This window comes from Mycolicibacterium stellerae (assembly GCF_003719305.1).
Taxonomy (GTDB): Bacteria; Actinomycetota; Actinomycetes; order Mycobacteriales; family Mycobacteriaceae; genus Mycobacterium; species Mycobacterium stellerae.
This window is the reverse complement of the sequence record NZ_RARC01000002.1, coordinates 169,030-194,813: the sequence shown is the minus strand read 5'-3', so window position 1 is coordinate 194,813 and position 25,784 is coordinate 169,030. Positions and strand designations below refer to the sequence as shown.

Sequence of the window (25,784 nt, the reverse complement as noted above, 5' to 3'; positions counted from 1 at the left end):
TCAGCATTGTTCTGGACCAGGTCAACGGTCGTAAAAACCTTTGCGGCCCTGCCTCGTCAAAGGAGGAAACTGCGAGTGGATGGATTCCCGACTTTGGGCATACCGGACACCGGTGATACCGCGTGGATGCTAGTCAGCTCCGCGATGGTGTTGCTGATGACACCGGGCCTGGCGTTCTTCTATGGCGGCATGGTTCGCGCCAAGAGCGTGCTCAACATGATCATGATGAGCGTCAGCGCCATGGGCGTCGTGACGGTGCTGTGGGTGCTCTACGGCTATTCGCTAGCGTTCGGCAATGACGTCGGAAATCTCTTCGGAGATCCGACACAGTTCTTCGGGCTCAAGGGTCTGATAGGCGGAAACGCTGCGGAAGCAGTCGTCGCCGACCCGGCAGCCGGCGTGGAGGCCGCCGACGCGGTCCAGATTCCATTGGTGTTCACATTCCCTGCGACCGTCTTCGTCGCCTTCCAGCTGATGTTCGCGATCATCACCGTCGCGCTGATTTCCGGCGCGGTGGCCGATCGCCTCAAATTCGGCGGCTGGTTGCTGTTCTCGGCGCTGTGGGCGACGTTCGTCTACTTCCCGATCGCCCACTGGGTGTTCTCCTTCGACGGCGGCACCGCCGAGACCGGTGGCTGGATCGCCAACAAACTCGCAGCGATCGACTTCGCCGGTGGCACGGCGGTTCACATCAACGCGGGTACGGCGGGTCTTGTGCTGGCGATCATCCTCGGCAAGCGCAAGGGCTGGCCGTCGACACCGATGCGTCCGCACAACCTGCCGTTCGTCATGCTCGGCGCGGGCCTGCTGTGGTTCGGCTGGTATGGCTTCAACGCAGGTTCGGCAACCTCGTCGAATGGCACGGCCGGCTCGACGATGATCACCACGACCGTCGCCACGGCCGCGGCCATGCTGGCATGGCTACTCACGGAACGAATTCGGGACGGCAAGGCCACCTCGCTGGGTGCCGCCTCGGGCATCGTGGCGGGTCTTGTCGCGATCACGCCGTCCTGCGGCTCGGTCAACGTTGTCGGCGCGCTCGTGATCGGCTTCGTCGCCGGTATCTTGTGTGCACTCGCCGTGGGCCTGAAATACAAACTGGGTTACGACGATTCGCTCGACGTTGTCGGTGTCCACCTAGTCGGCGGATTTATCGGCACGCTGATGATCGGCCTGGTGGCCGCACCCGAGACCTATAACGGTGTCGCGGGTCTGTTCTACGGAGGCGGATTCGACCAGCTTTGGCGCCAGGCAGTGGGCGCAGGCGCCGTTTTCGTCTACTGCGCGGTCGCCACGACTATCTTGGCTTTCATCGTGAAGTTCACCGTGGGGCTCCGTCTTGACGAGGAGGATGAATCCACCGGACCTGACGAAGCCGAACACGCAGAATCCGGCTACGACTTCGCTACGGTCGGCAGCAGTTCGGTTCTCGGTCGACCAAGCCCGGAGGAATGAGGGAAATGAAGCTGATTACTGCGATCGTCAAACCGTTCACGCTCGAAGACGTCAAGACGGGCCTCGAGCAGTCGGGAATTCTCGGAATGACCGTCAGCGAGGTGCAGGGCTACGGACGCCAGAAGGGCCACACCGAGGTGTACCGCGGTGCGGAGTACTCCGTGGACTTCGTGCCCAAGGTGCGCATCGAGGTGCTCGTCGACGACTCGGCGGTCGACAAGGTGGTGGACGTGATCGTGCAGGCCGCCAGGACCGGAAAGATCGGCGACGGCAAGGTGTGGGTGAGCCCGGTCGACACCGTGGTTCGGGTCCGCACGGGCGAGCGGGGGACCGACGCCCTTTGATCCGCAGGTGAATTGAGACGTCGTCTCCCGGCGCGGCACCGTGAGCGTTAACAGGTAAAGGGCCGGGGGAGGATATGAAAATGACAGAGCAGAAACGAGATTCCGCCGCCGGCGCCCCCTCATCGGGGGTTCCGGCGGCGGTCTCTTCGAACGCCGCGACAGACCTGACCGCGGCGTGCGAGAACCTGCTATCGGGTAGCCATCACCTGGACGCCGCGGCACTGCGCGACGCCCTGCTCGACCTGCACGAATTCTGGCTCTCGTCGAAGGCCACCGACATCGGAATAACCGAGACCAGCGGCTTCGCGATCGTCGCCACCGGTGGCCTCGGCCGCCGGGAACTGCTGCCGTACTCCGATCTCGACCTGATGCTGCTGCACGACAACCTGCCGGCGAAGGTCGTCAGTGAGGTCGCAGAGAACCTTTGGTATCCGTTGTGGGACGCCAATATTCGGCTCGACCACAGCGTACGAACGGTAGCCGAGGCGATGAAGGTCGCAGGCGAGGACATCTCGGCCGGGCTGGCGATGTTGGAGGTGCGCCATATCGCGGGCGATGCCGACCTGTCGACGCTGTTGGTCGGTGGTGCGCGTCGACAGTGGCGTACCGGGATCGCCTCGCGCTTCGACGAGCTCGTCGCACACACCAAGCAGCGGTGGCAACGCAGCGGCCAGATCGCCCACCGTGCCGAGCCGGATCTGAAGACCGGCCGCGGTGGCTTGCGCGATGTGCAGCTGCTGAACGCGCTGGCGATCGCCCAACTGGCCGACGTCTACCCCAGCCGGTCGTTGGCCTCGCCCACCGAAACGCTCGGTGAGGCGCATCTCGCGCTGCTCAACGTCCGCACCGAGCTGCACCGGGTGTCCGGCCGTGGCCGAGAGCTCGTGCTGGCCCAGCATGCCGACGAGATCGGCGCGGCCCTGCGCATCGGTGACCGCTTCGATCTGGCCCGCATGCTCTCCGACGCCGCGCGCACGATCAGCTTCTATGTCGACGCCGGTTTGCGCACCGCTGGTAATGCGTTGCCGCGCCGCGGATTCGCCGCGCTGCGACGACCTGTGCGGCGACCGCTAGACGAAGGAGTGATCGAATTCGGTGGCGAGGTGATCCTTGCCCGCGACGCGCGCCCCGAGCGCGACCCCGGCCTCATCCTGCGCGTCGCCGCCGCCTCGGCGAGCACCGGCCTGCCGATGGCGGCGTCCACTTTGGCCCGGCTCGGCCAATCCGCCCCCGAACTTCGCACACCGTGGCCGCAGCAGGCCCTCAAGGACCTGCTGGTGATGTTGGCAGCAGGCCCGACGGCGGTGGCCACGATCGAGGCGCTCGACCGGACCGGCCTGTGGGGCAGGCTCTTCCCAGAGTGGGGTGCTGTGCGTGATCTGCCGCCCCGTGACGTCGTGCACATCTGGACCGTCGACCGTCATCTTGTCGAGACCGTCTCGCGGGCAAGCGCATTCACCACTCGAGTGTCACGACCCGATCTGCTGCTGCTCGGTGCGCTTTGCCACGACATCGGCAAGGGCAGGGGCGGTGACCACAGCGTCATCGGCGCCGAGCTGGCCACCCAGATCGGCACCAGGCTCGGCCTGTGGCCGTCGGACGTCGAGGTGCTCTCCAAGGTCGTGCGGCACCACCTCCTCCTTCCTCACACCGCGACCCGACGTGACCTGCAGGACACGAAAACCATCGAAGCCGTTGTCGACGCGCTGGAAGGCGATACGGTCCTGCTGGAGCTGTTGGCCGCGCTTGCCGAGGCCGACTCGCTGGCGACCGGGCCCGGTGTGTGGGGCGACTGGAAGGCGTCGCTGATCGGCGACCTGGTGCGGCGCTGCAGGCTCGTCATGGCGGGCGAGGAGCTGCCGCAGCCCGATCCCGTTGACCCGCGCCATCTTTCGCTTGCATCGACGGTGGGCGTGCATGTGGAGATGACGCCGGGGGACAGCCCGCACATCTACCACGTGACGATGATCGGGCCCGATCGGCGCGGACTGCTGTCAAAGGCGGCCGGTGTGCTTGCGCTGAACTCGCTTCGGGTGCATTCGGCTTCGGTGAACGGTCACGAAGGCTCGGCGATCAACACGTTTGTCGTCTCACCGCACTTCGGCTCGCCGCCCGCCGCCGAGCTACTGCGACAGCAGCTCATCCTCGCCCTCGATGGTGAACTCGACGTGCTCGCATCGCTGGATCGCCGCGACCGCGACGCCGCGCAGTACGGCACGGCGCGGGCGGGCGACGTACCCGCCGCGGTGCCCATCAATCACGCCACGGCGCCGCCACGGATCCTGTGGTCGGAGGGCGCGGAGCCCGGCGAGCAGGTGGTGCAGATCCGGTCCACCGACCGCGCGGGCCTGCTTGCGCGGCTGACTGCGGTGTTCGAGCGCGACGGCGTAGACATCGCATGGGCGAAGGTCACCACGCTGGGCTCATCGGTGGTTGACCTCTTCGGTGTCGTGATACCGGCCGCCGCGGGTGACGGCAGCCCGATCCGCGACGAGCTGGAACGCGACCTGTACGCGGTGTTGCCCACCCCGCCGCCTCCGAAGCCGGTGGAGGAAGCCAGCTAGAACCGTGGCGGCGGTGGTCAGCCGACGGGAGCCGCCGGCTGCGGTGCGACGGGGACCTTGGGAGCCGGACTACGCGTCGGCGGCGTGCTGGACACCGCTTCGGCGGGCGGAGCGGAGCAATAACCGTGAGTGTCCGCCACACCACCGGATTTCAGGCAGCAGTAGGTGAGACCCTGCACGTTTGCTATTGCGTCGTGCCAGTTCTGCTGGGCTACACAGGCGTCGTATACCTCGATATCCCATTCACGGGGTTGGGCTCCTGCCGTGAGGCCACCGAGTGCGGCGGCGGCGATCGTCAGGCCGGTCGCCAGCAGCGTGGCGGGCAGAAGCCGACCCAAAGCTGTCGAGGTGGTCATCGAAATAGGGTGTTCGCCTATGTTCTCGGTGCCCGCACTAGACCCGACACTGCGGCTCGACCGCGGCAGCGACCGTCACACACTGCGCCGTTTCGGACGCCAGTTAGTCTTGACGCGTGTTTGAATCCCTTTCCGACCGGTTGACCGGTGTCCTTTCGGGGCTACGCGGCAAGGGGCGGTTGACCGACGCCGACATCGACGCGACCACCCGCGAGATCCGGCTGGCGCTGCTTGAGGCCGACGTCTCGCTGCCCGTGGTGCGCGCGTTCGTCGCCCGCATAAAAGAACGCGCGCGCGGTGCGGAGGTGTCCGCCGCCCTCAACCCGGCCCAGCAGGTCGTCAAGATCGTCAACGACGAACTGGTCGGCATCCTCGGCGGGCAGACCCGTCAGCTGGCGTTCGCCAAGACACCGCCGACCGTCGTGATGCTCGCCGGTCTGCAGGGCTCCGGTAAGACCACCCTTGCCGGCAAGCTCGCCAAATGGCTTCGTGGACAGGGCCATACGCCGCTGCTGGTGGCGTGTGACCTGCAGCGCCCCGGCGCGGTGAATCAGCTGCAGGTCGTCGGTGGCCAGGCGGGCGTCGAGGTCTTCGCGCCGCACCCCGGCGCATCGGGCGAAGGGGCCGCTGACGCCACCCCCGGCGATCCGGTGAAGGTGGCCCGCGACGGCCTCGCCGAGGCCAGGGCCAGACACTTCGACGTGGTCATCGTCGACACCGCCGGCCGGCTCGGCATCGACGACGAGCTGATGTCGCAGGCCGCGTCGATCCGCGAGGCCGTCGACCCCGACGAGGTGCTGTTCGTCGTCGACGCGATGATCGGCCAGGACGCCGTGACCACCGCAGAAGCGTTCCGCGAGGGTGTCGGGTTCACCGGCGTCGTCCTGACCAAGCTGGACGGCGACGCTCGCGGTGGCGCGGCGCTGTCGGTGCGCGAGGTCACCGGCGTGCCGATCCTGTTCGCGTCAGCAGGCGAGAAACTCGACGACTTCGATGTCTTCCACCCCGACCGGATGGCAGGCCGCATCCTCGGCATGGGTGACGTGCTGACCCTCATCGAGCAGGCCGAGCAGGTCTTCGATGCGCAGCGGGCCGAGGAGGCCGCCGCCAAGATCGGCTCGGGCGAGCTGACGCTGGAGGACTTCCTCGAGCAGATGATGGCCATCCGCAAGATGGGTCCGATCGGCAACCTGCTCGGCATGCTGCCCGGCGCCGGGCAGATGAAGGACGCGCTGGCCGCCGTCGACGACAGCCAGCTCGACCGGGTGCAGGCCATCATCCGCGGCATGACGCCGCAGGAGCGCGCCGAACCGAAGATCATCAACGCTTCACGGCGGCTGCGCATCGCCAACGGCTCCGGCGTGACGGTCTCGGAGGTCAACCAGCTCGTCGATCGGTTCTTCGAGGCCCGCAAGATGATGTCGCAGATGGCCGGCCAGATGGGAATGCCGTTCGGCCGCAAGGGTTCTTCGCGCAAGGCCGGCAAGGGCAAGAACAAGCAGGCCGGAAAGAAGAAGGGGGGACGGGGTCCCACGCCGCCGAAGGTGCGCAGTCCGTTCGGCGCGGGTGTGCCGGAGGGCTTCCCCGACCTGTCCAACATGCCCAAGGGTCTCAACGAGCTGCCACCGGGCCTGGCCGACATCGACCTGTCGAATCTGAAGTTCCCAAAGAACTGATGCGGCACCCCAGCCTTCATGTGCGCGGCCTCGGGCTGCCCGATGAAGAGCCGGTGGAGTGGTGGATCGTCGACGGCGTGCTGAGCGCCGAACCGGTCGCCGACGCGCAGACCGTTTTCGACAGCGGGTGGATCGTGCCCGGGCTCGTCGATGCGCACTGCCACGTCGGCCTCGGCGCGCACGGCCCCGCCGAAAACCTCGACGAGTGCATCGAGCAGGCCGAGACCGAACGCGGGGTCGGCGCTCTGTTGCTGCGCGACTGCGGGTCGCCGATCGACACCCGCGCCCTCGACGACCGCGACGACCTGCCCCGCATCATTCGGCACGGTCGCCATCTGGCTCGGCCGAAGCGCTACGAGCGTAATTTCGCGATCGAGTTGGAAGACGAGTCGCAATTGCCCGACGCAGTCGCCGAGCAGGCGCGATGGGGCGACGGCTGGGTCAAGCTCGTCGGCGACTGGATCGACAGGGACGTCGGTGACCTTGCGCCGCTGTGGTCCGACGAGGTGCTCGTCGCGGCGATGCAGGCGGCGCACGCCGAGGGCGCCCGCGTCACCGCCCACGTGTTCAGCGAGGCCGCGTTGCCAGGCCTGATCAGGGCGGGTATCGACTGCATCGAGCACGGCACCGGCCTCACGGACGACACCGTCGCGCTGATGGTGGAGCACGGAACGGCGTTGGTGCCGACGCTGATCAACATCGAGAACTTTCCCGGTATCGCCGACGGCGCTGCGAAGTACCCGGCCTACGCCGGCCACATGCGCGATCTCTACCGGCGCAGCGGCCCGCGCTTCGCCGCCGCGCGCGAAGCCGGTGTGCCGATATTCGCGGGCACGGATGCGGGCAGCATGGTCGCGCACGGCCGCATCGGCGATGAGGTCGACGCGCTGAAGCGGATCGGCATGACACCGACGGAGGCACTCGGGGCGGCGAGCTGGGCCGCCCGCGACTGGCTGGGTAGGCCGTCACTCGAGCACGGCGCGTCCGCGGATCTGGTCTGTTACGCCGATGACCCGCGTACGGGTGCGGTCGTCATCAACCATCCGGCCCTTGTCGTGCTGCGCGGCCGTGCCTACTAGGGCGTGGCTGCAACGGGTCGCGGGCGCGCTCGCGGCCGCACTCGCGATTACGGCCTGTGCTCCGCAGGCCGTAGCCGACCCAAATGCGTTGTGGGCCATTGTGAACGGCCAGTGCGTACCCGATCAGCGCAACAATGGTGACCCTGCCCCGTGCGCGCTGGTCGACCTCGACGGCGGCGAACAGCGTGGCTATGCGGTGCTCAAGGACCTCGTCGGCGCCACCCAGTTCCTGCTGATCCCGACCGGGCGTATGGCGGGAATCGAGAGTTCACAGATCCTGGCCGCCGACGCGCCGAACTACTTCGCCGACGCGTGGCGGGCGCGGTCCTTCGTTGAACAGCGCGCGGGGCGTGACCTGCCCCGCGATTGGCTGAGCCTGGCAATCAACTCCGCGGATGCGCGGTCGCAGGACCAGTTGCACATTCACATCGACTGTGTCCGGGCCGACGTGCGGCAGGCGCTGACGGTGCACGCCGACGAGATCGGCGCGACGTGGCGGCCGTTCCCAGGAAGGCTTGCCGGGCAGCAGTACCGGGCGATGTCGATATCGGGTGACGAGTTGGATGCGGTCAACCCGTTTCGGCTGCTTGCCGACGACTTGCCCGTGGGGGACACCATGGGTGCACAGTCGTTGGTCGTCGTGGGCAGCAACGGAGCCGACGGGCGACCGGGCTTCGTTCTGCTCGCGGGTCGTGCCGACAGCGCGGGCGGCGGCCATGGCGAGGACCTGCAGGATCATTTCGCGTGCCCGCCGCCGGCCGAGGTAATGGGCAAGTAACCTAGGGTTGGGCGAAACCCCAGTCGAACAGCCCAATGGCCTGGCCGTAAAGGTCGCCTTGGCCGTACATCTCCACCACGATCAGCCGGCGGTTGCCCCGCGCAGCGGCGGCGACGAAGGTGTTGCGGGCGAGGTTGGTGAACCCCGTCTTGCCTGCGATGGTGCCCGGATATCGGGTCAGCAACTGGTTTTGAGCGTTGATCGTCTTTCCGGGGAACGGTGCCGAGCGCGCCTGGAAGATTTGGGCTATCAGCGGATAGGTCAGGGCGGCGCGGTAGATCACCGCGAGGTCGTGCGGCGTGGTGACCGACTCCCAGCCCGGCCCGTCGAGCCCCGATGGCGAGGATGCCCGCGTGCTTTTGGCGCCGATGATCGCCGCCTTGCGGTTCATCGCGGCCACAGCGACCTGCTGCCCGCCCAGCATGTCGGCCAACATGTTGGCCGCATCGTTGCCCGACACCATCAGCAGGGCCGACAGCAGCTGCTGTGTGGTGTAGGCCTGGCCCGGTTTCAGTCCCACGCAGGAACATTCGACCTCTGTGTGCGATTGATTTGCGCGCGCGAAGTTGTCGGGCCGCAGGTTGTCGAGTACCACCATGGCGAGCAACGGCTTGATGGTGCTGGCGGGCGCGTGCTGCCCGTAGGGATCCTGGGAAGCCAGAATGCGTCCGGAGTCGAGGTCGGCCAGCAGCCATGCCTGCGCGGGGCCGTCGGGGAGTGCGACAGCGCCTGGCGGCTGGACGCCGGGCTCAGCCGTCGCGGTCGGAACGGCCACCGCCGAGCTCGTCAACGCGAGCGCGGTTACCAACGCAGCCAACATTTTTCGCACGGAGGCTGAGCGTATCCCGTGCAATCACTGGTTTTAGCCGCGCAGAGGTCTCGGATCCATTGCGGATCAACAACTTTTAGTGACGTCGCGTCTACAGCGACGAGACGCTCATCTGCCGGTCCTGGGCGAAGCCCCAGTCGAACAGGCCAATTGCCTGATCCCAGTACGTCGGGCCACCCTCTTTGATCAGCCCGTACATCATGGCTATCACAAGGCGGCGCCCGCCGCGGTCCGCCGCCGCAACGAACGTCTTCTTCGCCGCGTCGGTGAACCCGGTCTTGCCGCCGAGGGTGCCGGGATAGCGGTGCAACAGCTCGTCGTCGTTGACGATCGGCTTATCGCCCTCGGCTGTCGGGAACGTCGCCGCCGGCTGCGCGATCGTCGCCGCGAACACCGGATTGGCCATTGCGGCGCGGAAGATGACGGCCAGATCCCGCGGAGTGGTGGCTCCGGCACCGCCGGGCCCGTCCAGCCCCGAGGGTGTGGTCGCATGCGTGCCAAGCGCGCCGATCGACGCGGCTTTGGCGTTCATCTTGGCCACCGCGGTTTCGTAGCCGCCGATCATGTCTGCCAGCGCATTCGCCGCGTCATTGCCCGACATCAGCAGGATCGCATCGAGTAGCTGGCGCGCGGTGTAGGTGCGACCCGGCTCGATCCCCGCGCAGCTGCACTCGACGTGGGTGTCGGCCTCGGTACCGACGACCGTCGCGTCCAGGTTGGTCACCTCGTCGAGCGCGGTCAGCACCAGCAGGGTCTTGATCGTGCTCGCGGGCGGGTGGGCGACGTCCATCTCACGCTCGGCCAGCACCTGGCCGGTGTCCATGTCGGCCACGATCCATGCGGGCGCAGGTCCGTCCGGGGGTGCCACATTGCCGACGGGTTGGATGTCGGGCTCTGCGTCGGCCAACGGCACGACGGACAGGAAAACCAGGCTCAGGCACGCAGCACTGACAGTGAAAAACCGCCCCATGGGTCCAGCAGCCTAACCCTGATTCTCGTGCATGCAATGTTCGCGCGGGCAGTATGGACGGATGCTGAGCCTCGAAGAGATCTCCGACCGTCTCGAACTGCAACACCTGCTGATCAGCTACTCCGAAGCCATCGATCGCCGCGAGTTCGACGAATTGGACCAGCTCTTCATGCAAGACGCCTATGTCGACTACCGCGATACCGGCGGCATCGACGGCCGGTACCCGCAGATCAAGGCGTGGCTGGCCGAGACGCTGCCCACCTATTTCGAGCGCAACGCCCACATGCTGGGGTTGCCCGCCATCAAGCTCGCCGGTGACACCGCCACCGCCCGCACCTTCTGTTTCAACCCGATGGTGCTCAAGGGCGAGAAACCCAAGGTCATGCAGGTCGGCGTCTGGTACGAAGACGAGTTCGTCCGCACCGCCGACGGCTGGCGGTTCTCCCGCCGCGTCGAGATCAAGTGCTACGACAAGATCCTGTGACCCTGACCGGGCGCGATTTCTCCCGGTAGCGGCTGTTCTGGCACAATGGGCGGCTGTCTGCCGCGGGACTACGGCCCCGCGATGGTCACACACGTAAGGCAAAACCGGATCCGGGCACCTCCGCCCGCGATCGCTGAATTGCAGCGTGGCAATCATCAGGAGAATTCGCTTCACCATGGCTGTAAAGATCAAACTCACCCGGTTCGGCAAGATCCGCAATCCCCAGTACCGCATCGCCGTCGCCGACGCGCGCACCCGCCGTGACGGCCGGTCCATCGAGGTCATCGGCCGCTATCACCCGAAGGAAGATCCGAGCCTCATCGAGATCGACTCGGAGCGCGCGCAGTATTGGCTCGGCGTCGGCGCCCAGCCCACCGAACCGGTGCTGGCACTGCTGAAGATCACCGGCGACTGGCAGAAGTTCAAGGGTCTGCCTGGCGCGGAGGGCACGCTGAAGGTCAAGGAGCCCAAGCCGAGCAAGCTGGATCTGTTCAACGCCGCGCTCGCGGAAGCCGACGGCGGCCCCAGCACCGAGGCCACCACCGCCAAGAAGAAGAAGGCGCCCGCCAAGAAGGCTGCCACGGTTGACGCGGATGCAGCTCCCGAAGCCGATGCGTCGGCGCCGTCGGATGCCGCTGCCGCCGAGCAGGCCGACGAATCGTGAGCTCGGTCGTCGTCGACGCCGTCGAGCATCTTGTGCGCGGCATCGTGGACAACCCCGACGATGTCCGGGTCGACATGGTGACATCCCGGCGCGGCCGCACCGTGGAAGTGCACGTGCACCCCGAGGACCTCGGCAAGGTCATCGGCCGCGGCGGCCGCACCGCGACTGCGCTGCGCACCCTGGTCGCAGGTATCGGCGGTCGGGGCATCCGCGTCGACGTGGTGGACACCGACCAGTAGCGGACCGATGGACCTGGTAGTCGGGCGGGTCGTCAGGGCACACGGGATAACCGGTGAGCTCGTCGTCGACGTCCGCACCGATGACCCGGAAACGCGTTTCGCGCCGGGCACCCGATTGCGGGCACGGCCGAAGAACGGGCCGGAGCGCAGCTATGTCGTCGAGTCTTCGCGTGAGCACAGCGGGCGGCTGCTGGTGAGATTGACCGGTGTCGCCGACCGAAACGCAGCGGATGCGTTGCGGGGCAACCTGTTTCTCGTCGATTCGGAAGAGCTACCCCCGATCGACGACCCCGACGAGTTCTACGACCACCAGCTCGAGGGCCTGCGGGTCGTGACGGCCGACGGGCGCCTGGTCGGCAATGTCAAAGAGGTTCTGCATACCGCGGCGGGGGAGCTGTTGTCGGTGACCTCGGAGACCGGTGCAGAAGTGCTTGTTCCGTTCGTCAGCGCAATCGTCACCGAGGTGTCGCTGGCGGACCAGACCATCGTGATCGACCCGCCCGAGGGTCTGCTGGAGCTGGGCTGACGCATGCTCATTGAAGTGGCGACGATCTTTCCCGAGTATCTCGATCCGTTGCGGCAGTCACTGCCCGGCAAGGCGATTGAGTCGGGCATCGTCGACCTGCGGGTGCACGATCTGCGCCGGTGGACACACGACGTGCATCGTTCCGTCGACGATTCACCCTACGGTGGCGGCCCAGGCATGGTGATGAAGGCGCCGGTATGGGGCGAGGCGCTTGACGAAATATGCTCGCAGGAAACGCTTCTCGTCGTTCCGACGCCGGCGGGCCGGCTGTTCAGCCAGCGCGACGCACAGCGCTGGACTGCAGAGTCGCACCTGGTGTTCGCCTGCGGGCGCTACGAGGGAATCGACCAGCGCGTGGTCGACGACGCCGCAAGGCGCATGCGTGTGGAAGAGGTGTCGATCGGCGACTACGTGCTGCCCGGCGGCGAGTCGGCGGCGCTGGTGATGATCGAGGCCGTCCTAAGGCTGCTTCCCGACGTGTTGGGCAATCCCGCTTCGCACCAATCCGATTCGCACTCAGACGGCCTGCTCGAGGGGCCCAGCTACACGCGTCCGCCGACCTGGCGCGGCTTGGACGTGCCGGACGTGCTGCTGTCGGGCGACCATGCGAAGGTGGCGGCGTGGCGACGGGATCAGGCGCTGGAACGCACCAGGGCACGTCGCCCCGACCTGATCGGTGACGACGCGGAAGGCTAGATCTTCCCGCCTGGGAACATGGTCTTGACGACCTGGGTCATCCTGTCGCGCGCCGCCGCGGCACCTGTTGGGTCCAGCGAGCCCATCGCCAGCACGTAGCGGCGGTCGGGTCCGATCGCACCGGTGGAGACGTGTAACTGGTTGCCGCCGTTCCAGCAGCAGAACCAGCCCTGCTTGACCGCGACCGGCTCGGCGAACAGCCCTTCTGGAATACCGAAACGCTGGGGATAGCCGTCGATTCCGGTCGGCGTCGACTGTGCAAGGTCGCCCATGATGATGCTGGCCTGCTCGGGTGGGAGGCCGCCGCTGCCGTCCAGCAGCATGTCGTAGTAGCGGACGAGATCGCTTGCGGTGCTCGTCGTGACGTCCCAGTGCCCGTTGTAGGGGGCTGTCGTGCCCGACAACCCGTAACGCGCCTTGACGCGGGCGATGACGGCGTTGCCGCCGAGGCGGTCCCAGAAGTTCTGTGCCGCGCCGTCGTCGGATGACCGCAGCATGACGTCGAGGGCTTTGCGGTCTGCGGGAGAGAGCGTCGTCTGGCCCTTGGACTCCTGCAACAGCAGATCGTCGGCGATGAACAGCTTCACCACCGAGGCGATCGGAAACGTTGAGCCGTCCCCGCCCGAGATGGTCTGGCCGGTGGTGCGATCCATCACGACGACCGAGATGTCGGCACCCGCCTTCGCGGCATCGGCGATCGCCTGCTTGGTGCGGGCGTCGAGGCCGTCGAACCCGGCGGAGGGCGCCTCCGGTGGGGCTTGCGGCATCGGGAGGGCGTTGTTCTGCGGCGCGACCACGGTCACCTGGGGCGTGTCCGAATCCGGCGGAGTGCCGTGACTCTGTGCCTGACAACCGGCAACGACCAGCCCCGCAATCGCGATCGCCGCAATCGCCGCCACGGGACCAGACGGCCGCCCACGCATGGCTCTCCTTCTAGGAACGATGAATCAAATCCTTACCCGGGGAGGCGATGCTCAAACCGCAATGCGGCATGCACCTGCGCTCGTCGGCAATCCCAGCCTAATACGCGCGGCTAGATCCGCCCGCCGGGGAACATCGTCTTGACGGCCTGCGTGATGGTCGCGCGCGCCGCGGACGCGGTCGCAGGCTGATCCGAGGCGATCGCCATGACGTAGCGGTGGTCGGAGCCGATGATGCCGGTGGAAAGGTGCATCCAGTCGGAGCCGATGCAACACATCCAGCCCTGTTTCACCGCGACCGGCTCGCCGTACAGGCCCTCGGGAATGCCGAATCGCTGCGGGTACACGCCGCCCGGCATCATGCCGTCGATTCCGGTCGGCGTGGATTGGGCGAGGTTGTCGACGATCATGTCGGCCTTGTCCCGGGGCAGGCCGCCCGCACCCGACAGCATCATGTCGTAGTAGCGCACAAGGTCGGCGGCGGTGCTCAGGGTGTTGAACCACAGGCCGTTGGGCCGCGTGCCGGAGAGCCCGTAGCGGGCCGCGACCCGCGTGACAATCGCTGTGCCGCCGTTTCGGTCCCAGAAGACCTGCGCCGCACTGTCGTCCGAGGAGCGCAGCATCGATTCGAACATCTTCTCGTCGTCGGGCGTCAGCGGCGGCCCCCGCAGCAGCATGTCGTCGGCGATGAACAGCTTCACGACAGACGCGATGGCGATGCTTCTGCCGTTGCCGTTTGTCACTCGCTGGCCGGTCGAGCGGTCCAGCACGACGGTCGTGATGTCGGCGCCTTTGGCGGCGGCCTCCGCTGTGGCCTGGTTGGTGCGACTCTCGAGGCCCTCGAAGGTCGAGGCGGGCTCGTCGGGCGCGGCTTCGGGAAGGGGGGCCAGCGGGCCCTGCGGGGCGACAACCGTCAGCTGCGGTGCACCGGGGTTGACCGGCGGCGGCGTGCCGTACACCCGCGCCTCACAGCCGGTCAGGGCAAGCACCGCTGCGGTCACTGCGACCAGCCTCGACGGCCGCCGACGCATACGTCTCCTCCAGAAGTCACCAGAATCGGGGATCGGGGGCTGCTGACCGCCGCCCGCCCGCCAGGAGTGAGCCTAACGGGTCGGCATCGGTCGTGCGCTGCTGACCGCGGCCGGCGATTTCACTGCACGCGGCCCCGTCTGGCACAATTGACCAGTTGTCTGGGCGAGACGTGAGGATGGCAGGCCCGTCCATCACAGGATGCACCAGATACACCCGAGCCCGTCGGCGCGGCGACGCGTATCCGCCGCCGGTCCGCCGACGCGAACAGCAAGACAGGAAGAGTCACCGATGAACACGCTGGACTTCGTCGATCAGTCGTCGTTACGCGACGACATTCCGGACTTCAGCCCCGGCGACACCGTGAACGTGCACGTCAAGGTCATCGAGGGTGCAAAAGAGCGCATCCAGGTCTTCAAGGGCGTCGTGCTGCGTCGCCAGGGCGGCGGCGTCCGCGAGACCTTCACCGTGCGCAAGGAAAGCTACGGCGTCGGGGTGGAGCGCACGTTCCCCGTGCACTCGCCCAACATCGACCACATCGACGTTGTCACCCGCGGCGACGTGCGTCGCGCCAAGCTCTACTACCTGCGTGAATTGCGTGGCAAGAAGGCGAAGATCAAGGAAAAGCGCTGACGTCGCACGCGACTCGGCGCCGTCCCTGTGATGCGGGCGACGCGTCGTCTGACTCCGTCCTGCTTGTCGTGGCTACGCTGATCCCGTGAGCGGAACCCCGGACTCCCCAGACTCCTCATCCGAGCGCACGCTCGACGACGACGCCGAAGAGGCGATCGACGAACAGGCCGACGAGGCCGCAGACAAGTCGAAGCGCAGGCGCGGCGCGGTACGCGAGGGCGTCATCCTTGTGGTTATCGCGGTCGGGTTGTACTACCTGATGCTGACGTTCATCGCCCGTCCGTACCTCATCCCATCGGAGTCGATGGAGCCGACGCTGCACGGCTGCGCCGGCTGTGTCGGCGACCGCATCATGGTCGACAAGCTCAGCTACCGGTTCACCAAGCCAAGTCCGGGCGATGTGGTCGTGTTCAAGGGCCCGCCCAACTGGAACGCCGGGTACAAGTCGATTCGCTCCGACAACCCCGCGGTGCGGTGGGTGCAGAACGCACTTTCGTTCGTCGGTTTCGTGCCGCCGGATGAGAACGACCTTGTCAAGAGGGTGATCGCGACGGGCGGACAGACTGTCGAATGTCGCCAGAGCACCGGGCTGACCGTCGACGGAAAACCCCTCAACGAGCCCTACCTCGACCTTCAGACGATGAACGTGCCCGATCCCGACAGGTACAGGTGTTTCGGCTTCGAGTTCGGGCCGGTGAATGTCCCCGACGGCCGGGTGTGGGTGATGGGGGACAACCGGACCCATTCGGCGGATTCGCGGGTGCACTGCGCCGACAATGCGGCCGATTTCCAGAGCGGGATCAAGTGCACCGGCGATCCGAACGCCGGGACGGTTCCGCTGGACAACATCATCGGTAAGGCGCGGTTCATCGCCTGGCCGCCGTCGCGGTGGGGCGGGGTTAGCTCGGTGGATCCGCAGACCGATTAGGTTGGCCCTGCGATGAGCGTCTTGCGCGAAGAGGAGAAGGCCTAGTTGCCGGCGACCTGGCCGCCCCGAACGGTGATTCGAAAGTCCTCTGGGCTGCGCACTCTGGAATCGGCGCTGTACCGCAACGGTCTGGGCCCGGTGGCCGGCGTGGACGAGGTCGGGCGCGGTGCCTGTGCCGGTCCACTGGTCGTCGCGGCGTGCGTGCTTGGGCCAAACCGGTTGGAGAGCCTGTCGGCGCTCGACGACTCCAAGAAGCTCACCGAGAAGGAACGCGAGCGGCTGTTTCCCCTGATCCGGCGGTATGCGCTGGCATATCACGTGGTGTTCATCCCGTCTGTCGAGGTCGATCGCCGTGGGGTGCATGTGGCCAACATCGAGGGGATGCGCAGGGCGATCGCGGGCCTTTCGCTGCGGCCGGGTTACGTGCTGAGCGACGGTTTCCGGGTGCCGGGCCTGCCGGTGCCGTCGCTGCCGGTGGTGGGTGGTGACGCGGCAGCGGCCTGTATCGCCGCGGCGAGCGTGCTGGCCAAGGTCAGTCGCGATCGCTTGATGGTGAAGATGGAGGCCGAACACCCTGGTTACGGCTTCGCCGAGCACAAGGGCTACAGCACGCCTGCGCACGGGGCCGCGCTGGCCCGGCTCGGGCCCTGCACCCAGCACCGATATTCGTTCATCAACGTCCGCCGCGTGGCCACCGCGACCGGCACCAAGGTGGTGACCGAGCTCGTGGCCGACTGTGTACCGGAGCAGCGAGGCGAAGTTGGGTAGGGGAAGATTGGTAAAGCGATGAGCGCTTGCGCGAGAGCCGAGTGCCAGACCACGACGAAGGACTGCTGAAGCGATGAGTGCCGAAGATCTCGAAAAGTATGAAACCGAGATGGAGCTCTCGCTGTACCGCGAATACAAGGACATCGTGGGACAGTTCAGCTACGTGGTGGAAACCGAGCGGCGGTTCTACTTGGCAAACAGCGTGGAGCTGGTGCCCCGCAATGCCGACGGCGAGGTGTACTTCGAGCTGAGGCTGGCCGACGCCTGGGTGTGGGATATGTACCGGCCGGCCCGGTTCGTCAAACAGGTGCGCGTGATCACCTTCAAGGACGTGAACATCGAAGAGGTCGAGAAGCCCGAACTGCGGCTGCCCGAGTAGTCCTCAATCGGCGGGCGCCCCAAGATGCTCGCCCAAGAAGGCGAAGACCCGCGACCAGGCATCGGCCTCGGCGGCCTCGTTGTAGCCGAATCCGGCGATGCGGATCAACGGCTGCGCGGGAAGCTTGTTGGCGAAGCTGTGCCCTGCGCCTGGGTAGGCCTTGATATCGGCGGGGATGTCCTTCTCGTCGACGACCTTTTCCAACTTGGCTGCCGCGCCGATCCCGATGGGGTCGCGACGGCCGAAGCTGGCCACGATGGGACATGCACCGTCAAGTGTTTCGCTCAGCTTGCTTGGCAGCGGCGTGCCGTAGAACGGAGCCGAGGCGCCAAACCCTTTGGGGGACATAACCAGTGCGAACTGGCCGCCCATGCAGAACCCGGCGATGCCGACGGCCCCGGAGGCCTGCGGTAGGGCGAGCAGGTGGTCGCGGGCGGCGAGGATATCGTCGAGCGCGCGGCCGCGTTTGGTCAGAAGCTCCCGGAAGACCCGGATGATGCAGCGGGCCCGGCCGCCGCGGGCGAACATGTTGGGCGTGATGGCGATGTACCCGGCCGCGGCGACCCGCCGCGAGATTCGTTCGTTGTCCGGCCCGTAGCCGATCGCATCGTGGACCAGCACCAAGCCCGGCCATGGCCCGTTGCCGTCCGGCACGCTCAGCAGCGCGTCGATCGGGCCGGCCGGGGCATTGATCGTGACGGTCTGCACGCGTTCTCCTTCAGGGGCTGCGACATTGCGGGCTATGACAGATTGGCGGCGATCTCGTCGAATGCCGCGATGGTCGGGAACAGCATCGTGGCATCCTGCGGAAGCGGCCAGCTCGAGAGCTTCGCGGCGACCATGTCGGCTGCCCGGTTGACGTAGATCATCTGGCCGTGGATTCCCAGGCACAGCAACACGTTGTTGCCCGGACGCGGAAACCAGCACTGGTTTCGGTACATCCCGCCGGGCATGCGGTTGTCGCCGGGGCTGGCGGCGAAGGCGGCTCGCGAGTCGACCCCGCCTGCGAAGGTGTCGGCGATCCACGATAGCGACACCACACGCTGGCCGGTCAGCGACGTACCGCCGTTCAGAAACAGCGAACCGAACCTGACCAGATCGGACAGGCAGGCGTTGATGCCGCCGTCGAACATCCCGGTCCCCACCGAGTCGACGCCGATGGTCGCGTCGGTGCGAGCACCGAGTTTTGCCCACAGCACCGCAGACATCAGCTCGGGCATCCGCAGCCCACTGGCCGCCTCGCAGACCCAGCCCAGGACGTCGGTCTCACAGGACCGGTACTCGAATGGCCCGCCGTGCGGTGCCTTCTGCTGCAGGGTCACCAGGAAGTCATACATCGTCGATGGCAGGTCGGGCACCGTGCGCGGCGCCCAGCCGATGGCTTGCTCGATCAATCGCACCTCGGCCACGGGGTCGAGGTAATCCTCGGAAAACTTTATCCCCGAACGCATATCGAGCAGGTTTCGCACCGTCGCGCCCGCGTATCCGGAGTTGGCCAGTGCAGGCACGTAGTGGGTGAGAGCCGCGTCGGGGATCACGGTGCCGTCGCTCACCAGCGCACCGACGACCATGGCGATCAGCGACTTGCTCACCGACATCAGTAGGTGCGACGAGTCGGCGTGCATGCCCCCGTAGTAGTGCTCGGCGAGCACCTTGCCGTGCTGGGTGACGATCCAGCCGTCGGTGACGGTGGCGGCCATCACGTCGCCGACGGTGGTGCGCTTTCCGTTCGTCCGGTCATACAGCGGGATGTCGGTCAGCTCGACCGGACTCGACGGCAACTCGGCGACGGGTCCCGTACCGCGGGAGATCGCCGCCGTCGGGAGGAAGTCGGCGATGTGCTGAAACGTCCAGTGCAGTTGGGCCGCGGACTGCCAGTTGTCCAGAGTCACGTCCGACGGCACGCGTCCGGTGTCGCCTCCGAGAGTCATGGCGATGACTGTAATGGCCGCCGCGCAGCGGCCAGAAGCTCAGCCTGACTTGACCGCCACGTTGGTGGCCGGGGCTGCGGGTTTGGCGATCGGCGTGCCTGCGTATTGGGCGCGGATCGAGTCGATGAGGTGGCGGGCACGAATGGTCAGCGCCGATTTGCCGGTGGCGGAGTCGACCTGCAGCCGGCCCTTCGTGACCAGCACGCCGAGGTCGGCGCCCTTCCACCGGTAGTCGCCTGGGCCATAGATCCTCAGGAAGAACGCCTCCGCTTCGTTCTGGAGTTGGTGCCAATCCAGGGCGGCCCGACGGAAAACCAGCGCGCCGCTGCCGTCCAGCGAGTACTGCCCCGTGCTGGGTGTGGCCGTCAGCCGCTGCACGATGTCGTCGGTTTCCTTCATCACCATCTGGCTCCACAGATCGCCCGACGCCAGCTCCTCCCACCTCTCGTTGATCTCGTCGATGTCCAGGTCGAAGTCGACGTTCATGTACTCGAGGATGTGGAACAGGAACAGCGGCACGTCCGCGTAGGCGCCCGCGGTGACGTTGGTGATCGACGACGCGCCGCTGATGCGCGGGTTGAGCTCGCCGAGGTAGATCTCGCCTGAGTCGGTGTCGACGAGCACGTCGACTTCGAAGAAGCCGCGGTAGCCTTCCTTGGCCAGCCGGTCGCCGAGGCGTCGCACCAATTCTGTTGCGATGCCCCTGCTTTCGCCGGTGAGCACCTCCGGGAACATCTCGTTGCCACACCAGCCGCCGCGCGCCGGGGTGAGCCGCTTGTAGCCGATCAGCTCCGACATGAACGGTCCGACGACGGTGCCGCATCGGGTGAGGACGGCCTCGACCGCGACGGGGCGGTTGTTGATGCGACGCATCACCTTGATCTCCTCGCCGACGATGTCGGCGCTGTGCTTGCGCCAGTCCGCCTCCGAGGAGATGAAGAAGGTGGTCTTGCCCGAGTCGCCGTAGGGCGTCTGAACGACGAGTTCGTCACCGAGACCGGCCTTTTCGGCCGCCTTCTGCAGTCCGGCCCAGTCGTCGACCCTGGTCAGTACGTTCGGCACGCTCGGCGCGCCCGCCTCGTTGCCGAGCTGCGTCGTGACGATCTTCGAGTCGAGGCGCTCGCGCAGGCTGGCAGGCGGAAGGATCAGGTCGTAGCCGAGGTCTTTGCAGATGTCCTCGGTCTCGCTGTTGAAGAACACCATCACGACCTTCGGCCGGATTCCGCGGGGCGTCACCGAGTCGATGTGCGCCCGCACCTCGGGGTTGGTCAGCAGCCAGTTGTTGATCTCCTCGCCGCTTTCGAACTCCTCGTACGGTTTGTCGATCGGCGTGAACACCCGCGGATGCGCGCCGTCCCATGCGTCGTAGTACGTGATGTAGGTGAAGTTGCGGATCCAGCGATCAAGGCCGAGCAGGTTGAACGGGGTGGCGCCGAAGAACAGGATCGGCACATCGTTGGTCCGGAAGTAGTGGCGCACCTCGGAGATGTTCTTCAACCGGCGCCGAGTCTGCCCGGATCCGGGCGCGAAGGCGGCATCGGTGCCGACGCTGACCTCCGTGGGCTTGGCGGACGCTTTCGTCGGTCGCTTGGCCGGCGCGGCCGTGGCGGCGACGGTCTTGGCGGGGCGCTTCACGCGCTTGGCTGGACTGGCCTTCTTGGCGGTGGTCTTCGTCGCCCGTCGGGATCGAACCGGTCGGTCACTCATGCTGTGCACCTCGCTGCTCGCCTTGAGATAGCTCACAGTAATTCGCAACGAGGCCGCGCGGGGGCATGCCCGGAAACTGCAATCCTTCTCGAGACAGGCTGCGGCGGGGCGCGGATGAACCCTGCGAAGCGCCCATTCGTTTCACAGTTGACCGAGAATGTTGCCGCGGATCTTGCGTCCACGGGCAAAAGGAGGACGCGACGTGCTGCAACGAATCGCAATGCTGGCGATCGCAGCGCCGCGCTGGGTCATCTCGGCGGCCGTGCTGGTCATGCTGGCAGCGGGGATCTTCGGTGTCCCGGTAACCAAGAGCCTGTCCTCGAGTGGATTTCAGGATCCCAGCTCGGAGTCGGCGAGGGCGGCGCAACTGCTGACCGACAAGTTCCACCAGGGCGACATGCAGATGCTGATCACCGTCACCGCTGCGGACAGCGCCACCGGTCCGGCCGCCCGCGCGGTGGGTTTGAGCATCGTGGATGAGCTGAGACGAGCACCGATCGTCACCGGGGTCACGTCGGCGTGGAGCGCCCCGCCGTCGGAGGCGGGCAATCTCGTCAGCAAGGACGGCAAGGTGGGACTGATCGTCGCGGGTCTCGGCGGCGGAGAGAGTGTTGCGCAGTCATCCGCCCAAACGCTGTCCGACGAGGTCGTGCGCGATCATCGCGACGGGTCGACGGGCGTTACCGTCCGATCCGGCGGGGTAGCTATGGTGAACGCGCAGATCACCTCCCAGCTGCAGCACGACCTGTTGCTGATGGAGTCGATCGCAATTCCGTTGAGCTTCCTCGTGCTGGTTTGGGTGTTCGGCGGTCTGCTGGCGGCGGCGCTGCCCGTTGCGGTCGGACTGATGGCGATAACGGGCTCGATGGCGGTCCTTCGCCTCATCACCTTCAGCACCGATGTCTCGAATCTCGCGCCCAACCTCAGCACCGCGATGGGCCTCGCCCTCGCAATCGACTACACGTTGCTGATCATCAGTCGCTATCGCGACGAACTGGCCGACGGCGCCGACCCGAACACCGCCCTTGTCCGCACGATGGCAACGGCGGGGCGCACGGTGCTGGTGTCGGCGACCACGGTGGCGCTGTCGATGGCGGCGCTGTTCATGTTCCCGATGCACGTTTTGAAGTCGTTCGCCTACGCCGGTGTCGCCACCGTCGTTTTCGCCGCCGTGGCGGCGGTTGTCATTACGCCTGCGGCCATCGTGTTGCTCGGTGACCGGCTGAACGCCTTGGATGTCCGACGGCTAGCGCGGCGGCTGCTGCGTCGGCCCGACCCTGTCCGCGGTCCGATCGAAGCGCAGTTCTGGTACCGGTCGACGATGTTCGTCATGCGCCGTGCCCTGCCGCTCGGCCTGGCCGTCGTCGCACTGCTCCTGCTACTGGGCGCACCCTTCCTCGGGGTCAAGTGGGGATTCCCCGATGACCGGGTGCTGCCGACAACGGTGTCGTCGCATCAGGTCGGCGATCAGTTGCGCAACGACTTCGCCGAGAACACGGCCACAGCCGTCACCGTGGTCATCCCCGACGCCGGTGGCCTGACATCGTACGATCTCGAGCGCTACGCCGCTGAGTTGTCCCGCGTCCCAGATGTTTCGGCGGTGTCGGCGCCGACGGGCACGTTTGTCGCCGGGGTTCGAGTCGGGACACCGTCCGCGGCCACCGGAGTGGCGCAAGGCAGTGCGTTCCTCACCGTCGGCAGCACGGCCCCATTGTTCTCCGATAGCTCGGAGACCCAACTCGACCGGCTTCATGCGGTGCCTGGGCCCGCAGGCCGCCATGCCGAGATGACCGGCACCGCGCAGACCAACCGCGACAGCGTCGACGCCATCACGTCGCGGCTGCCCAGGGTGCTGGGGCTGATAGCGGTGATCACATTCGGACTGTTGTTCCTGCTGACCGGCAGCATCGTGCTGCCGCTCAAGGCTCTGGTGCTCAACGTGCTGTCGCTGACCGCCGCGTTCGGTGCTTTGGTGTGGATCTTCCAGGATGGTCACCTTGGTGCGCTCGGAACGACATCCACCGGAACTCTGGTCGCCAACATCCCGGTGCTGTTGTTCTGCATCGCTTTTGGGCTGTCGATGGACTATGAGGTATTTCTGCTCTCACGAATCCGCGAGTACTGGCTGCAATCGGGCCGGACTCGTGCCGACAACGACAGGAGTGTGGCTCTCGGGTTGGCTCGCACCGGCCGGGTCATCACCGCCGCGGCCCTGGTGATGTCGATATCGTTCGCGGCCCTTTTCGGCGCTCACGTGCAGTTCATGCGGATGCTCGGGCTCGGCCTGACATTGGCGGTACTGGTCGACGCGACGCTGGTGCGGATGCTGCTGCTGCCTGCGTCCATGCACGTGCTGGGCAAATGGAATTGGTGGGCACCGAAACCTCTGGTGTGGCTGCACGACCGCTTCGGCCTGCGCGAGGGCGAAGAGGAAAAGGTGAGCTCGCCAACCACCGTGCCCGTGGCGTAGGGGTCGTTCTGCCTGCGGCTACTACGCCGGTCTGGCCTCGACCACGCTGAGGGGCGAAGCCGTTTGGGCGACCCGCGTCATGCGGAATCCGGCTTCGCTGAGCAGTTTTCGGTAATCGGCCGCGGTGCGTTCGCGGGCCCCCAAATTCAACAGCATCTCGAGATCCACCCATTTTCCCGGGAAGTCACGGTCGTGCTCGGGGATGACGAACTCGACCAGCAACACGTTGGCTCGCGAGCCGACTGCGGCGCGAACATTGCGCAGGATCTGCACCGCCTTCTCGTCGGGCCAGTCGTGAACGATGTTCTTGAGGATGTAAGCGTCTCCGCCGGAGGGAACGCGGTCGAAAAACGAACCCTCGACGATCTGAATGCGGTCGGCGACTCCCTGCGCCCGCAACACGCCTGGCGCGTCCGCGACGACCGAAGGCAGGTCGTACAGGACGCCCCGTGACGCAGGCGCCGTCGCCAGGATGGCGGCCAGCAGCGGGCCATGCCCGCCGCCGACATCGACGATGGTCGGGTAGACGCTGAAGTCGTAGCCGGCGACGACGGTTGCATCCGTCAGCTTCGAAACACTCGTCATGGTCTGGTTGAAAAGCTCGGCAAGCTCGGGGTTTTCGTCGAAGTAGTCGAAGCTCTCCTTTCCGCGCAATGCCGCGACGACGCCGTCCCCGGTTCGGATCGAGTCCACCAGCAGGGTCCAGCGTTCGCGCTGCTCCTGCGAGCCGTAAAAGCGCGCCGCTGAATCCATTGACACGGGCGCGTCGGAACGCAGCGCGTGGGCCAAGGTGTTCAACTCATACCGCCCGTCGCGGCGACGCCGAAAAATGCCCCGGCTGATCAGCGCCCGCATCAGTCTGCGCAGTGCATCCGGGTTGGCGTCCACCCGAGCAGCCAAGTCGTCGATGGACAACGGGCCGTCGGCGAGGGCGTCGGCGACGCCGAGCTGGGCCGCGACCGTGACCGCCTGCGACGTCCAGCCGGCAACGATCATCTCCAACACCGCCGCAGGCGCGGGCGTGAGTCGTTGATGGAGCCGATACAGGTGGTGACGACTCCATTCGACGGCGCGGGCCAGCTTGGCTGGTGGCACCTTGGCGCTCGTAGACATCGACTGACCCCTCAGAGTCGTGGGAATGGTCATCGGCTTTGGACCAACTGGCTTGACAGGGCTCGGTTGACTTCAGCGGATATCCGGCGGTGGCTCAGCCAACGCATGAACGTCGTCATCGCCCATGTGCCAAAGGAATCCGAGATCATGGCGGCTGGCTTCAGTACCGACTCACTCTGCGACATCTGCCGTGATGTCACCCAGGACACCGCGGAAAGCCTACGGCGCCTGGTCTTCTCGTACCGGCGCAGCGCGCGGTAGAGATCAGCGGTGCCTGCGCTTGCTTCCTTCTGCGAATCCGAAAGCGCCTTGCACAACACCATTGTGTCGAGCAGTGCCTGGTTGGTGCCTTGGGCAAGGATGGGTGGCATCGCGTGTGCGGCATCGCCGAGCAGCGTCACTGCGCGCATGCGCGGGGTGCTGGGTATCGGATGCCGAAAATGCGGAAAGGGCGAAGGCGCAAGATCGTCGTCGGTCAACGTCGCGAGTACATCGTCGACCAAATCGGACCAACCCGCGAAATTGGATCGGAGCATGTCGATCGGGTGCTCCGGTCTGACGAAGCCGGGCGACCACGGCAAGTCGAACCACCACTGAAGGTCACGGCCGCCCGCAGGCCACAGGCCAAGGTTTCCGCGCGGCCCGATGATCTGCACTGCGACGTCCTTTTCGGCAATGTCGGGAAGGGTGATCAATCCCTGCCAGCTACACCACCCGGTCGGCTTCGCGGGTGGCGCACCGGCGATACCTCGGATCTTCGAGTGCAGGCCATCCGCACCGATCACCAGATCGCCTTCGACTGAGCTGCCGTCCTCGAATTCGATCCGCACCCCATCGCGCGTACTTACCGCCCCGACCACACGGGAATTGCAGCGGATTCGATCGACGGGAAAGCCATCAAGCAGACGCTCGAGCAGAACCCGACGAGGGACCATCCGAACGGCTCCGCCCAGGCGGTCCATGATCGTGGAGACATCGATATTGACCAGCCGGCGGCCGGTCGACGTCGCAATCCGCACAGTGGACAGCAGCTGACCGGCCCCCTCCATATCGACGCCGAGCTGATCCAAGACCGTCGAGCCGTTGGACCAGATGGTCACCGCACCACCACCGGGCCGCATATCCGGCCGCCGTTCGAAGACGGACACGTCATGTCCGTCTCGGAGTAGTCCCCGAGCGATGGAAATGCCTGCCACTCCCGCGCCGACCACGAGGATTCGAAGCGCGTTCGGCTTGAGGGTCCGCT

Annotated in this window: 26 protein-coding genes; 16 read left to right on the top strand and 10 right to left on the bottom strand. The window is 66.4% G+C overall.

The features are described from left to right. Window positions 1–75: 75 nt before the first annotated feature. The 3 genes from D6M19_RS03765 to D6M19_RS03755 all read left to right on the top strand — a co-directional run bounded on the left by D6M19_RS03765 (window position 76) and on the right by D6M19_RS03755 (window position 4,363). Window positions 76–1,455, top strand: a complete 1,380-nt coding sequence (locus tag D6M19_RS03765) for an ammonium transporter (protein WP_164478316.1) — start codon at window positions 76–78, stop codon at window positions 1,453–1,455. A gap of 5 nt (window positions 1,456–1,460) precedes the next feature. After that, window positions 1,461–1,799 (top strand): P-II family nitrogen regulator, encoded by a 339-nt coding sequence (locus D6M19_RS03760; protein ID WP_123023824.1) that lies wholly within the window; start codon window positions 1,461–1,463, stop codon window positions 1,797–1,799. 80 nt (window positions 1,800–1,879) lie between these two features. Continuing rightward, a complete protein-coding gene (locus D6M19_RS03755; RefSeq protein ID WP_123023823.1) occupies window positions 1,880–4,363 on the top strand; it encodes a [protein-PII] uridylyltransferase in 2,484 nt (827 codons plus the stop codon). Between the two features lie 17 nt (window positions 4,364–4,380). Here the strand turns inward: D6M19_RS03755 and D6M19_RS03750 are convergent, their stop codons facing one another. After that, on the bottom strand, window positions 4,381–4,719 hold the full coding sequence (locus D6M19_RS03750) for a hypothetical protein (protein WP_164478315.1): 339 nt from the start codon (window positions 4,717–4,719) through the stop codon (window positions 4,381–4,383). A 116-nt stretch (window positions 4,720–4,835) separates the two neighbouring features. On the opposite strand from D6M19_RS03750, the gene ffh reads away from it, so the two are divergent. Genes ffh through D6M19_RS03735 form a run of 3 tightly spaced genes read left to right on the top strand, consistent with a single transcriptional unit; the run spans window position 4,836 to window position 8,252 of the window. Further along, a complete protein-coding gene (ffh, locus tag D6M19_RS03745) occupies window positions 4,836–6,395 on the top strand; it encodes a signal recognition particle protein (protein ID WP_123023821.1) in 1,560 nt (519 codons plus the stop codon). Next, window positions 6,395–7,474, top strand: a complete 1,080-nt coding sequence (locus D6M19_RS03740; protein ID WP_123023820.1) for an amidohydrolase family protein — start codon at window positions 6,395–6,397, stop codon at window positions 7,472–7,474. The genes ffh and D6M19_RS03740 overlap by 1 nt, the downstream gene beginning before the upstream one ends. Beyond that, on the top strand, window positions 7,464–8,252 hold the full coding sequence (locus D6M19_RS03735; protein WP_234834688.1) for a CDP-diacylglycerol diphosphatase: 789 nt from the start codon (window positions 7,464–7,466) through the stop codon (window positions 8,250–8,252). The genes D6M19_RS03740 and D6M19_RS03735 overlap by 11 nt, the downstream gene beginning before the upstream one ends. Before the next feature lies 1 nt (window position 8,253). On the opposite strand, the gene D6M19_RS03730 is transcribed toward D6M19_RS03735, so the two are convergent. After that, window positions 8,254–9,081 carry a D-alanyl-D-alanine carboxypeptidase family protein gene (locus D6M19_RS03730; protein ID WP_206428439.1) on the bottom strand — a complete coding sequence of 276 codons (828 nt, stop codon included), beginning with the start codon at window positions 9,079–9,081 and terminating at the stop codon, window positions 8,254–8,256. Window positions 9,082–9,172: 91 nt separating this feature from the next. Then, a complete protein-coding gene (locus tag D6M19_RS03725; protein ID WP_123023818.1) occupies window positions 9,173–10,051 on the bottom strand; it encodes a D-alanyl-D-alanine carboxypeptidase family protein in 879 nt (292 codons plus the stop codon). A 61-nt stretch (window positions 10,052–10,112) separates the two neighbouring features. Between D6M19_RS03725 and D6M19_RS03720 the strand changes: the two genes are divergently transcribed. The 5 genes from D6M19_RS03720 to trmD all read left to right on the top strand — a co-directional run bounded on the left by D6M19_RS03720 (window position 10,113) and on the right by trmD (window position 12,660). Continuing rightward, a complete protein-coding gene (locus D6M19_RS03720) occupies window positions 10,113–10,535 on the top strand; it encodes a nuclear transport factor 2 family protein (protein WP_123023817.1) in 423 nt (140 codons plus the stop codon). Between the two features lie 175 nt (window positions 10,536–10,710). Next, window positions 10,711–11,199, top strand: coding sequence for a 30S ribosomal protein S16 (gene rpsP, locus D6M19_RS03715; RefSeq protein ID WP_123023816.1), 489 nt, complete (start codon window positions 10,711–10,713; stop codon window positions 11,197–11,199). Next, entirely contained in the window at window positions 11,196–11,438 is a 243-nt protein-coding gene (locus D6M19_RS03710; protein WP_099040063.1) for an RNA-binding protein, read from the top strand. The genes rpsP and D6M19_RS03710 overlap by 4 nt, the downstream gene beginning before the upstream one ends. A 7-nt stretch (window positions 11,439–11,445) precedes the next feature. Continuing rightward, window positions 11,446–11,964, top strand: a complete 519-nt coding sequence (gene rimM / locus D6M19_RS03705; protein ID WP_123023815.1) for a ribosome maturation factor RimM — start codon at window positions 11,446–11,448, stop codon at window positions 11,962–11,964. Between the two features lie 3 nt (window positions 11,965–11,967). Further along, window positions 11,968–12,660, top strand: a complete 693-nt coding sequence (gene trmD / locus D6M19_RS03700) for a tRNA (guanosine(37)-N1)-methyltransferase TrmD (protein WP_123023814.1) — start codon at window positions 11,968–11,970, stop codon at window positions 12,658–12,660. Here the strand turns inward: trmD and D6M19_RS03695 are convergent. Together D6M19_RS03695 and D6M19_RS03690 are read right to left on the bottom strand one after the other, a co-directional pair. Beyond that, entirely contained in the window at window positions 12,657–13,583 is a 927-nt protein-coding gene (locus D6M19_RS03695) for a serine hydrolase (protein WP_123023813.1), read from the bottom strand. The two genes, trmD and D6M19_RS03695, sit on opposite strands and share 4 nt — an antisense overlap. Window positions 13,584–13,693: 110 nt before the next feature. Continuing rightward, the gene (locus D6M19_RS03690) at window positions 13,694–14,611 is read right to left on the bottom strand and encodes a serine hydrolase (RefSeq protein ID WP_123023812.1); all 918 of its coding nucleotides are present in this window, start codon (window positions 14,609–14,611) and stop codon (window positions 13,694–13,696) included. A gap of 289 nt (window positions 14,612–14,900) precedes the next feature. Here D6M19_RS03690 and rplS point away from each other — a divergent pair, with 289 nt between their 5' ends. From rplS to D6M19_RS03670, 4 genes are all read left to right on the top strand, one after another. Further along, on the top strand, window positions 14,901–15,242 hold the full coding sequence (gene rplS, locus D6M19_RS03685; RefSeq protein WP_123023811.1) for a 50S ribosomal protein L19: 342 nt from the start codon (window positions 14,901–14,903) through the stop codon (window positions 15,240–15,242). 85 nt (window positions 15,243–15,327) lie between these two features. Continuing rightward, window positions 15,328–16,170 (top strand): signal peptidase I, encoded by an 843-nt coding sequence (lepB, locus tag D6M19_RS03680; protein ID WP_123023810.1) that lies wholly within the window; start codon window positions 15,328–15,330, stop codon window positions 16,168–16,170. Window positions 16,171–16,215: 45 nt separating this feature from the next. Beyond that, a complete protein-coding gene (locus tag D6M19_RS03675; RefSeq protein WP_123023809.1) occupies window positions 16,216–16,938 on the top strand; it encodes a ribonuclease HII in 723 nt (240 codons plus the stop codon). Window positions 16,939–17,011: 73 nt separating this feature from the next. Then, window positions 17,012–17,317, top strand: a complete 306-nt coding sequence (locus D6M19_RS03670; protein ID WP_018600763.1) for a DUF2469 domain-containing protein — start codon at window positions 17,012–17,014, stop codon at window positions 17,315–17,317. A gap of 3 nt (window positions 17,318–17,320) precedes the next feature. Here D6M19_RS03670 and D6M19_RS03665 read toward each other — a convergent pair whose 3' ends face one another. Genes D6M19_RS03665 through D6M19_RS03655 form a run of 3 tightly spaced genes read right to left on the bottom strand, consistent with a single transcriptional unit; the run spans window position 17,321 to window position 20,955 of the window. Then, window positions 17,321–18,025: a dienelactone hydrolase family protein gene (locus tag D6M19_RS03665; RefSeq protein ID WP_123023808.1), complete on the bottom strand. Its 705-nt coding sequence runs from the start codon at window positions 18,023–18,025 to the stop codon at window positions 17,321–17,323. 32 nt (window positions 18,026–18,057) lie between these two features. Next, window positions 18,058–19,248 carry a serine hydrolase domain-containing protein gene (locus tag D6M19_RS03660; RefSeq protein WP_123023807.1) on the bottom strand — a complete coding sequence of 397 codons (1,191 nt, stop codon included), beginning with the start codon at window positions 19,246–19,248 and terminating at the stop codon, window positions 18,058–18,060. A gap of 39 nt (window positions 19,249–19,287) precedes the next feature. Continuing rightward, window positions 19,288–20,955: a biotin carboxylase gene (locus D6M19_RS03655; protein WP_123024122.1), complete on the bottom strand. Its 1,668-nt coding sequence runs from the start codon at window positions 20,953–20,955 to the stop codon at window positions 19,288–19,290. 202 nt (window positions 20,956–21,157) lie between these two features. Here D6M19_RS03655 and D6M19_RS03650 point away from each other — a divergent pair, with 202 nt between their 5' ends. Next, the gene (locus D6M19_RS03650; RefSeq protein WP_123024121.1) at window positions 21,158–23,425 is read left to right on the top strand and encodes an MMPL family transporter; all 2,268 of its coding nucleotides are present in this window, start codon (window positions 21,158–21,160) and stop codon (window positions 23,423–23,425) included. A 21-nt stretch (window positions 23,426–23,446) separates the two neighbouring features. Here the strand turns inward: D6M19_RS03650 and D6M19_RS03645 are convergent, their stop codons facing one another. Next, complete coding sequence (locus tag D6M19_RS03645; protein ID WP_123024120.1) at window positions 23,447–24,538, bottom strand: methyltransferase; 1,092 nt, start codon at window positions 24,536–24,538, stop codon at window positions 23,447–23,449. Between the two features lie 29 nt (window positions 24,539–24,567). Then, window positions 24,568–25,755 (bottom strand): FAD-dependent oxidoreductase, encoded by a 1,188-nt coding sequence (locus D6M19_RS03640; RefSeq protein WP_234834704.1) that lies wholly within the window; start codon window positions 25,753–25,755, stop codon window positions 24,568–24,570. Between the last annotated feature and the right edge of the window lie 29 nt (window positions 25,756–25,784).

What these genes read in the sequence shown, in the direction of transcription:
- D6M19_RS03760 (WP_123023824.1), top strand. Translation starts at nt 1,461, where the DNA reads ATGAAGCTGATTACTGCGATCGTCAAACCGTTCACGCTCGAAGACGTC.
- D6M19_RS03755 (WP_123023823.1), top strand. Translation starts at nt 1,880, where the DNA reads ATGACAGAGCAGAAACGAGATTCCGCCGCCGGCGCCCCCTCATCGGGG.
- D6M19_RS03750 (WP_164478315.1), bottom strand. Translation starts at nt 4,719, where the DNA reads ATGACCACCTCGACAGCTTTGGGTCGGCTTCTGCCCGCCACGCTGCTG.
- D6M19_RS03740 (WP_123023820.1), top strand. Translation starts at nt 6,395, where the DNA reads ATGCGGCACCCCAGCCTTCATGTGCGCGGCCTCGGGCTGCCCGATGAA.
- D6M19_RS03725 (WP_123023818.1), bottom strand. Translation starts at nt 10,051, where the DNA reads ATGGGGCGGTTTTTCACTGTCAGTGCTGCGTGCCTGAGCCTGGTTTTC.
- D6M19_RS03720 (WP_123023817.1), top strand. Translation starts at nt 10,113, where the DNA reads ATGCTGAGCCTCGAAGAGATCTCCGACCGTCTCGAACTGCAACACCTG.
- rpsP (WP_123023816.1), top strand. Translation starts at nt 10,711, where the DNA reads ATGGCTGTAAAGATCAAACTCACCCGGTTCGGCAAGATCCGCAATCCC.
- rimM (WP_123023815.1), top strand. Translation starts at nt 11,446, where the DNA reads ATGGACCTGGTAGTCGGGCGGGTCGTCAGGGCACACGGGATAACCGGT.
- trmD (WP_123023814.1), top strand. Translation starts at nt 11,968, where the DNA reads ATGCTCATTGAAGTGGCGACGATCTTTCCCGAGTATCTCGATCCGTTG.
- D6M19_RS03695 (WP_123023813.1), bottom strand. Translation starts at nt 13,583, where the DNA reads ATGCGTGGGCGGCCGTCTGGTCCCGTGGCGGCGATTGCGGCGATCGCG.
- D6M19_RS03690 (WP_123023812.1), bottom strand. Translation starts at nt 14,611, where the DNA reads ATGCGTCGGCGGCCGTCGAGGCTGGTCGCAGTGACCGCAGCGGTGCTT.
- rplS (WP_123023811.1), top strand. Translation starts at nt 14,901, where the DNA reads ATGAACACGCTGGACTTCGTCGATCAGTCGTCGTTACGCGACGACATT.
- D6M19_RS03670 (WP_018600763.1), top strand. Translation starts at nt 17,012, where the DNA reads ATGAGTGCCGAAGATCTCGAAAAGTATGAAACCGAGATGGAGCTCTCG.
- D6M19_RS03660 (WP_123023807.1), bottom strand. Translation starts at nt 19,248, where the DNA reads ATGACTCTCGGAGGCGACACCGGACGCGTGCCGTCGGACGTGACTCTG.
- D6M19_RS03655 (WP_123024122.1), bottom strand. Translation starts at nt 20,955, where the DNA reads ATGAGTGACCGACCGGTTCGATCCCGACGGGCGACGAAGACCACCGCC.
- D6M19_RS03645 (WP_123024120.1), bottom strand. Translation starts at nt 24,538, where the DNA reads ATGTCTACGAGCGCCAAGGTGCCACCAGCCAAGCTGGCCCGCGCCGTC.